Origin of the sequence: Micromonospora sp. NPDC005206 (assembly GCF_040608175.1) — a bacterium.
Taxonomy (GTDB): domain Bacteria; phylum Actinomycetota; class Actinomycetes; order Mycobacteriales; family Micromonosporaceae; genus Micromonospora.
This window is the reverse complement of sequence record NZ_JBEXHU010000059.1, coordinates 1-7,551: the sequence shown is the minus strand read 5'-3', so window position 1 is coordinate 7,551 and position 7,551 is coordinate 1. Positions and strand designations below refer to the sequence as shown.

Below are 7,551 nucleotides of genomic sequence, written 5' to 3'. Positions count from 1 at the left end.
CGCTCACGCAGCTCATCGTTGTACTTCTTCGGTGCGGGCATCGCTGGTGTTCCTCCCAGGTTTCGATGTCTCCATCAAACCCGGTGCGGGACAGACGTTCACGTCGGTGGACAGCCGTATCGGGATTCCCAGCAGCCTTGATAGGCGGGCGTAGGTGGTGCACCGCGTCTTTCAGGTGCGCAAGCGTGGCGATTCGCCGGCATGACCCGCCGTATCACCCGCGGCAAACCGGCACGCCGTCAAGCCCGCCGCACCTGCACCTGGACCTGATCAACCCCATCTCAAACACGCTTTAAGATCAAAAAGGGTGTTGAACGGTCGGGACGATGAGGCGGACGGGTTCGATGGTTTCGAGGTTCCCGATGGGTGAACCGCTCCAGGAGCTCAGTGGAGCAACCACTTTGTGGATCGTCGGTGTCAACCTTGATCTCATCTCGGGTTACACACTGTCGGGTGGCAGTGACCCGGACCGGTTCCTAACGGTGGGCGGCAGGCTCGTCCTCACTCCGACCGTCGAGGAACTGATTGAGGAACTCCCGGACTCAGGACAGCATTCGTTCCAGGACGATGAGCAACTCCTGACGTTCCGCCGGAAGGCGAAGCGAGCCTACGCACCTGATGCAACAGGAGGCGACGAGAGCGGATTGTACGATTTTGCCGCCACCCTGCGCGCGATTCGGGAGCGAGAGGTGCTGTACGCGCCGAATTCCGGAATGGCGGCCGATTGCCTCGGAGCCGCTCTGGATCTCGGCCGGCAGTACGGCGAGGACTCCCTCGGCTATCGATTAGCTCGCTTCGGCACCCTGGACCTGCTGTACCGGGCGGTCTGGGGTGAGCTGGAGGAGGAGGATCTCGACTACGTCGAGATTGAGGCCGCGTTCACGCGGCTGATCGACTGGATCGAAAGCACCGCCAGGTAGCGGAAACGGCAGGGTGGCCGGAACCTTCGGCCACCCTGCCGTCCTGATCTCCTGGCGTGCCCTGGTGTCACGGCCCCTTGCTGCCGCTGAGTCCACTGTTTCCCGGTGGGCTCAGCGGCAGCGACGTGCTGCAGGCGGGTGTGGGTGTCGCCGTTGCGATGAGCGGCGCGCCCCGCTACCACCCCCGCCCCGCTGCCCACGCTCAGGTGCGACATTGCGCGATCATCGGCTGTCGCCACGGCATCACAACTTCCGGATCGCGTTCCTGATCACGGCCGTCGCTGCGGCTTTGGGGTGGGGTTGGCCGCAGCGCGGGGCCGGTCCGGACGGTGACACCGCCCGGACCGGCCCCGCGCGACGACGCTCAACCGTCCAGGTCGCGCCGCGCCTGGGTGGCGGCGTCGAGGATCGCCTGCCGCTGTTCCTCGGTGTGCCGGCCGGCGGTGACCCACTCGGCCGAAACCTGCCGCACACGGTGGAGGAAGTGCCCGTGGCTGGCGAACGGTGCCTCGGCCCAGACCCGGTCGAGGAAGGTCTCGCCGTTCTCGTCGCGTACGCCGTCGTTGGGCACTCCGGACCCGACCGTGCCGAAGACCACATCGGGCTCGATCCGCTTGACGTACGGGTGGTAGGCGTTGAACTCGCCGGGCACCGGGTCGGAGATGTAATACGGCGCCAGCGTGTAGCCGTGCGTGGTGAAGCGCATCGGCACGTCGGTCGATTGGATCGAACTGGCCAGATCGCCGTTGAGCTTGAGGTCGCGATAGAAGCTGAACTCGCGGTAGCTCGGCGTCGCGTCGCGGACCACCATCAGGGTCGGGCCATACATGATCGACTGGACCGACTTGTCGTCGAGGGCCTTCTCCACCCGGAAGCTCATCGGCATGTCGATGTCGATCGTGTCGCCGCGGTTCCAGCGCCGGTCGAGGGTGACGTAGCTGCCGGGCTCGGCCTCCAGCCGCTGGCCGCGCCCGTTGACCCGTACCGTGTAGCCCTGCGTCGCCCACGCCGGCACCCGCAGCCGGACCTTCAACCGCCCGCCGCCCTGCTCGAAGCGGAGCCGGCTCGACCCCTCGGTCGGGTACCGCGTCTCCTGGGTGATGACAAAGCCCCGGTCGCGCCAGGTGAGGGTCGAGGCGATGAAGAGGTTGACATAGAGCGTCGACTCGTCGGCCGAATGGAAATAGATGGTCTCCTGGTACTTGGTGTGGCTCTCCAGGCCGGTGCCGTTGCAGCAACTGCCGTTGCTGCCGTACCGGCTGTATTCGACGGTGTTGCCGATCCGGCGGGAGCGGCCCGGCCACATGTTCTGGTGGTACGTCACCTCCGTGCTGGTCACGCTGTCCACGTCCCGCCGCGAGCTGAGGATCTGGTTGTGCAGGGCCTTCTCGTAGAAGTCCATGTAGGCCGGATCCGGGTCGTGGAAGAAAAGGTTCCGGGTCAGCCGCAGCATGTTGTAGGCGCAGCAGGTCTCGGCGTGTCTCGGGTCCGACGATGAGGTGAATCCGGCGGTGATGACGCCGCGCGGGCCGAAGTGTTCGCTCCGGCCGGCGCCGCCGTTGCTGAAGGTGCGGTGCGGCACCACCATCGACCAGAAGTGCTTGGCCGCGACGTGGAAGTCCCGGTCCCCGGTCCGCTCGAAGATCCGCAGGTAGCCGATGTTCGGCGCCATGTACTGGTTGGCGTGGCGCCCGTTGAGCTCGTCCCGCTCAGCAAGGGAGGCGTCGAAGAGGGTGGTGAAGGTGAAAGCCTTCGCCGTCGCCAGGTACTGCGCCCGCTTCTTGGAGCCGTGGGCCAGCGCCGAGAGTTCCGCCATCACCTCGTTCATCGACCCGGCCTCGCCCGCGCTGTAGATGTTCCACATTCGATCTAGCTCATCCTGGCTGTACCGGCTGAGCCGCTGGTGGGCCCAGTCGCCCATCCGGAAGGCGATGTCGAGGGCCTCCTCGTTGCCGGTCAGGTGGTACGCGTTGAGCAGCCCTCGCATGATCTTGTGGCAGGTGTACCAGACCGCCCAGACCGCGTTCGGCCCGCTGTTGGGCTGCAGTGTCGGCGGCTCGAGGCGGCTGAACTGGCCCTCCGGGAACGCGGCCAGGAAACCGCGGTAGCTGGTGCCGATGATCCTCGCGTCCCGCCGGTTGCCCGAGTGGTCGCTTGCGGTCTCGCCGTCGGTGTCGAAGCGGTACCAGGCGACCAGGTCCGCCGGGGACGCGGCCGGGGCCGACGCCTGTTCAGCGGCGAGCGCCTGCACCTCGGTCCCGCTCAGCGCCCGACGATAGATCCGGAAGTCGTCGACCGACGTGTTCAGCAGCGGATCGTTGTTGCTCTGCCCGCGCCCGATCCAGTTGTTGCCGGTCGCACCGAGGCTCGCCGGGGTGAGCGTGATGGCGGCCGTGCCGGCCTCGACCCCGTCGACGTAGAGCCGACCGGTGCCGTCCGCGGCGGAGAGGGTGACCGCGACGTGCGCCCACTGACCGACTGGGACGGGAACGTTGTCGCCGGTGATCCGCTGCTCGGCGCTGGTGCCGCTGTTGGTGATCGCGAAACGCGGACCGGGGTTGGTCGCCGAGACCCGCGCGGTCAGCGAGAGGTGGACGTTGGCACCCGTGCCGAAGCTGAAGATCTTGGCGTTGTTCTGCGCCGCCACGAGGTTCACCCAGGCCGTGATGGTGACGTCCGCGACGTCCGCCAGGATGCCCGCGGGCAGCAGGACGTACTGGTTGGGGTGCGGGTCGCTGAGCCGTACCGCCTTGCCCGAACGGCCCGGCACCCGACCCACCGGCCGGGCGTCCAGCGCCCGTTGACACTTGCCCAGTTCCTCGACCAGGTAGTCCAGCTTGTCGAGGAAGACCTCCTCGCCGGTGTCGGCCCAACATTGCGACAGCATCGTCAGGTAGTGGCCGGTGAAGTGGCCGCGCAGCAGGTGGTTTGGGGTGTCCCAACCGCCCGGCCAGGTCCCGGGAGCGGACAGGCCGGCGTTGACCCGGAACAGGTGCAGCATGCGGTCCGGCCCGTCGAAAACACCGCCGGTGCCGGGGTAGTTCCGGGCGTAGTTGAGCATCCGGTCGCGCTTCTGCCGGAAGATGCCGTCGCGCAGAGCGACCTGGTTCAGCGCGAAGGGCTTGACCCGCCAGTTGGCGGCCTCCCAGCCCGGCCGTGGGTGTTTGCTTCCGGCGCCGCCTCGGTCGCCGGGGGTACCGCGCGAACCGATTGCGGGCGCGGTTGGCGCGAGGGTCATCGCGGCCGGGGCGGCGGCCGCCAATGCGCCAATGCGCAACAGGTTCCGCCGGGAGAATTGCTTGCTCACGTCACTCTCCTTGTTCTGGGCTGTGACCAGCTCGCTGGCCGGGACGGGACATACCGGCCACCCCGCCGCCAGAAAGGAAATGTTCGCGCTAACATCGCGGCGCATTGGGTGACGGCTTGGCAGACGATGGCGGGGAATTAGCTCAGGCGGGACGGAGTCTTGCCGGTGGTGAGAGCGCTACTGCCGTGCGTGCTCCCCATGTTAGCGATCACTTGGACACGGTCAAGAGGTCTGTGCGCGTCGATGGCCCCGCCCGTCGTTGCCACCCCACCCCGACGGCACCGGTCCCGTTCGACCGGCCCCCATCCGTTGCTCTTACTCAGGAAGGGCAGGTCGCTGACGTACGCGGTTCCGCTCGGATTCGCCGGCGGAACGAACACCCGTACCGCTTCCTCGACATGCACCGGGCGCCGCATCGCACACGATTTTCCCCAGGTCCCCCACATGCGGCGCGTCGGCTCCACGCCGTACGCGAGACCGTCGCCAAGTCCCACCTAACCGAGGAACTCGGCCCGATGCTCGTCGCGTTCTTCCTGATCTCCTCGCTCGGCCTGGCCACCATCGCCCTCGACCTGATCGGGATCGGGCCCACCCAGCTCGCCGCCCAACTCAGCGGGACACGCGGCGGAACTGCGCTGCTCGCCGCGTACGTCACGGACGCCGGGGTCTGGGTCATCAGCCTGCTCGTGATCGGCCTCGTGATCCTCGGATACCGCTCATACCGATCCACCGAGACCCGACGCCTCGTGGCGGTCCTATGGGATGTGGGCACCTTCTGGCCGCGCACCGTCCACCCGTTCGCACCCCCCTGCTACGCCGCCCGAGCCGTGCCCGAACTGACCAAACGGGTCACCGCCCTCGCCGCACAAGGCCCAGTCGTCATCTCCGCGCACAGCCACGGCTCCGTCCTCGCCGCAGCCACCGTCCTGCAACTGCCACCTGCCGCCCTGCGCAGAGTGGCGCTGCTGACCCACGGCAGCCCACTGCGCCGCATCTACGCCCGCCTCTACCCTGCCTACCTCGGCGAGCACGTTCTGCGCGACATCGGCGAACGCCTCGACTGGCGATGGCACAACCTCTGGCGAGACACCGACCCGATCGGCGGACCCATCTTCGACCACCACCGCGGCGCCCAGCGGCCATGCGACAACCCGGCCGCCAGCTCGGTCGATGTCCGACTCCGCGACCCCCGCGCCCTCACCATCGACCCAGCGGACACCGTCCCACCGCCGGTCGAACGCCACTGGCCCTACCACACCGACCCCCACTACCGGGCCGCCATACAGGAGCTCGTCGACCGAACCAACCACCACGGCACCGAACACGGTCTTGAGATGCATGAGCTCACCGCAGCACTGACGCCGCTGCCGCAGGAGCCGGTCGTCTTGCCGACCCGCACCCGCGAAAGCCCCGACTCTTCGCCGGCGGCGTCGCCGAACATGCGTGGACCTTCCTTCACGCGCCGCGTCGCCGTTTGGTGGCGATTTTGTTGGCCACGGCGTCGGCGGCTTCCCGGTGCAGCCGCTTGACCACGCTTTGGGTAGGTGCTCGGGTGAGTGAACCCCTGTTCTCCCAGCCCAGGACCGCACCCGGAGCACACGAACCCCGGTTTGCGACCGACGGTCGGCCACGATGACCCGCGCTGGCATCGGTTGACCCGGATTGACATCCGCTGGAGGCACAAACCGCGCCCATCACGCAAGATCATGTGTGCGGCCCGCTCCACCGGTCCGGGAGCCGCCCGCCAGCAGGAGCGCGCCTTGGCGGCAACCCTCCGCGGGCTTCGAGCGCTGGCTCAGGTCACGACGCGGACACCGGGCCAGCGTTCGGCGGGGCGGTAGCGGGCGAGTCGTTGCCGGGAGATCTCCGGGCTGACCCTGGTTAGGTTGCGCCGCCACACCCCGTCGAGCAGGTCGTCGAGGCCGTGCGGTGCGCAGACCACGATCTGGTCGTGCGCGTCGAGGCGTACCGCCACGGCGGTGGCGTACTCGGGCCAGGTGGCGACCTCGTCGGCGATGGTGCGCAACGGGGGCGCCGGGCCGCCGCCGAACTTCGCGGGATCCTGCAGTGCGGCGAGCAACCAATCGTGACGACGTGGGCCATGGTCGGCAAGTTCTCGCCCGGTCGACTCGGGGCGCTCCTCAGCCAGGCAATGATCCTTGAGGGTGGCGGGTCGCTGTTGGCGATGGTGCTGGCATCGACGCGTAAGCAGCTCGTTGTGCTCACGAACGGTCGGCTGATATTCCTTTCGCAGACGCAGTTGAGCTCGTAGGCCTCGGTTGGCGGGTAACCGCGTATCCGGATCTGCCGCGTTGCGCGTGCGTCGCCGCCGGTTTCTCACACCTGGGCGCGCATGACGGTGGCGATCGGGATGCGGGCGGCGCGGATGGCGGGGATGAGGCCGCCGAGCAGTCCGCCGACCAGGCCGGCGATGACTCCAGGCTGTCCAGGACCAGCCACCCGGTCGCGTCCGATGCGACCTGCCCAAACAATGCGGGCTGATGGCGTAGCACGCTCAGATCGGCGATCGCTTCGCCGCCGTCGGCGAGCATCACCGCCAGATCGACGGCGACCCGGCCCGGCTCATGGACCGGGCGTCGCTGCCGCAACCCGGCCAGCGCATCAGCAAAACCGCTGGCCACCCCAGTCACCTCGGCGATGTCGGCCAGCAGGCGGGCACCAGCGTGACCGACCACGCCCCGACCCCCACCAGAGACCGCAAGCTTGGGACGCATGCCGGTACGCTGCACCTTGAAAGTGCCTTCCGTGATGGACGGATGAGACCCTAAGGGACGTCTCGTAACCCCGGTGTCTGTCCGCTGAGGACGATCATCAAGGATGCCTGGGGTGCAGGTGATCACCGCGGCGCACCCTGAGTGGATCTTCCCGTTCACGGGGCTGCAGCCCGCCCAGTTCCGCAAGCTGGTCCGTCTGGTCACCGAGCGGGGCGGTGCCACGATCGCTGATGGCCGGCCCGGCCGGCAGTGGGCCCTGGACCTCGCCGACCGGGTGCTGCTGGTGGCGACCTATTGGCGCACGAACCTGACGATGCGCCAGATCGGCCCGCTGTTCGGGGTGTCGCACTCGGCAGCGCACCGGGTCATCGACGCCCTCGGCCCGCTGCTGGCACTGGCGCCGGTGCGCCGGCGGCCGGTCGAGCAGATCGCCATCGTCGACGGCACCCTGATTCCCACCCGCGACCACCGCCTGGCCGCCCGGTGCAAAAACTACCGGTACTCGACGAATCTGCAGGTCGCCATCGACGCCTCCACCCGCCTGGTCATCGCCGTCGGCGACCCACAGCCCGGCAACCGCAACGACACG

6 protein-coding genes and 1 pseudogene are annotated in these 7,551 nt (G+C 68.1%); 3 read left to right on the top strand and 4 right to left on the bottom strand.

What is annotated here, in order from left to right:
- Positions 1-362: 362 nt before the first annotated feature.
- On the top strand, positions 363-920 hold the full coding sequence (locus tag ABZU69_RS36665) for a hypothetical protein (protein WP_354968804.1): 558 nt from the start codon (positions 363-365) through the stop codon (positions 918-920).
- A 364-nt stretch (positions 921-1,284) separates the two neighbouring features.
- On the opposite strand, the gene ABZU69_RS36660 is transcribed toward ABZU69_RS36665, so the two are convergent.
- On the bottom strand, positions 1,285-4,227 hold the full coding sequence (locus ABZU69_RS36660) for a beta-L-arabinofuranosidase domain-containing protein (protein WP_354968803.1): 2,943 nt from the start codon (positions 4,225-4,227) through the stop codon (positions 1,285-1,287).
- A 515-nt stretch (positions 4,228-4,742) separates the two neighbouring features.
- On the opposite strand from ABZU69_RS36660, the gene ABZU69_RS36655 reads away from it, so the two are divergent.
- The gene (locus ABZU69_RS36655) at positions 4,743-5,756 is read left to right on the top strand and encodes a hypothetical protein (protein ID WP_354968802.1); all 1,014 of its coding nucleotides are present in this window, start codon (positions 4,743-4,745) and stop codon (positions 5,754-5,756) included.
- A 266-nt stretch (positions 5,757-6,022) separates the two neighbouring features.
- Here the strand turns inward: ABZU69_RS36655 and ABZU69_RS36650 are convergent, their stop codons facing one another.
- From ABZU69_RS36650 to ABZU69_RS36640, 3 genes and pseudogenes are all read right to left on the bottom strand, one after another.
- Positions 6,023-6,307, bottom strand: coding sequence for a nucleotidyltransferase family protein (locus ABZU69_RS36650; RefSeq protein WP_354968801.1), 285 nt, complete (start codon positions 6,305-6,307; stop codon positions 6,023-6,025).
- A gap of 257 nt (positions 6,308-6,564) precedes the next feature.
- Positions 6,565-6,687, bottom strand: a complete 123-nt coding sequence (locus ABZU69_RS36645; protein WP_354968805.1) for a hypothetical protein — start codon at positions 6,685-6,687, stop codon at positions 6,565-6,567.
- Positions 6,657-6,998 (bottom strand): annotated as a pseudogene (locus tag ABZU69_RS36640) (IS1380 family transposase); the annotation flags it as partial. The gene ABZU69_RS36645 and the pseudogene ABZU69_RS36640, both read right to left, overlap by 31 nt.
- 67 nt (positions 6,999-7,065) lie before the next feature.
- Between ABZU69_RS36640 and ABZU69_RS36635 the strand changes: the two are divergent.
- On the top strand, positions 7,066-7,551 hold a 486-nt coding region (locus tag ABZU69_RS36635), incomplete at its 3' end, for a transposase family protein (protein ID WP_354968800.1).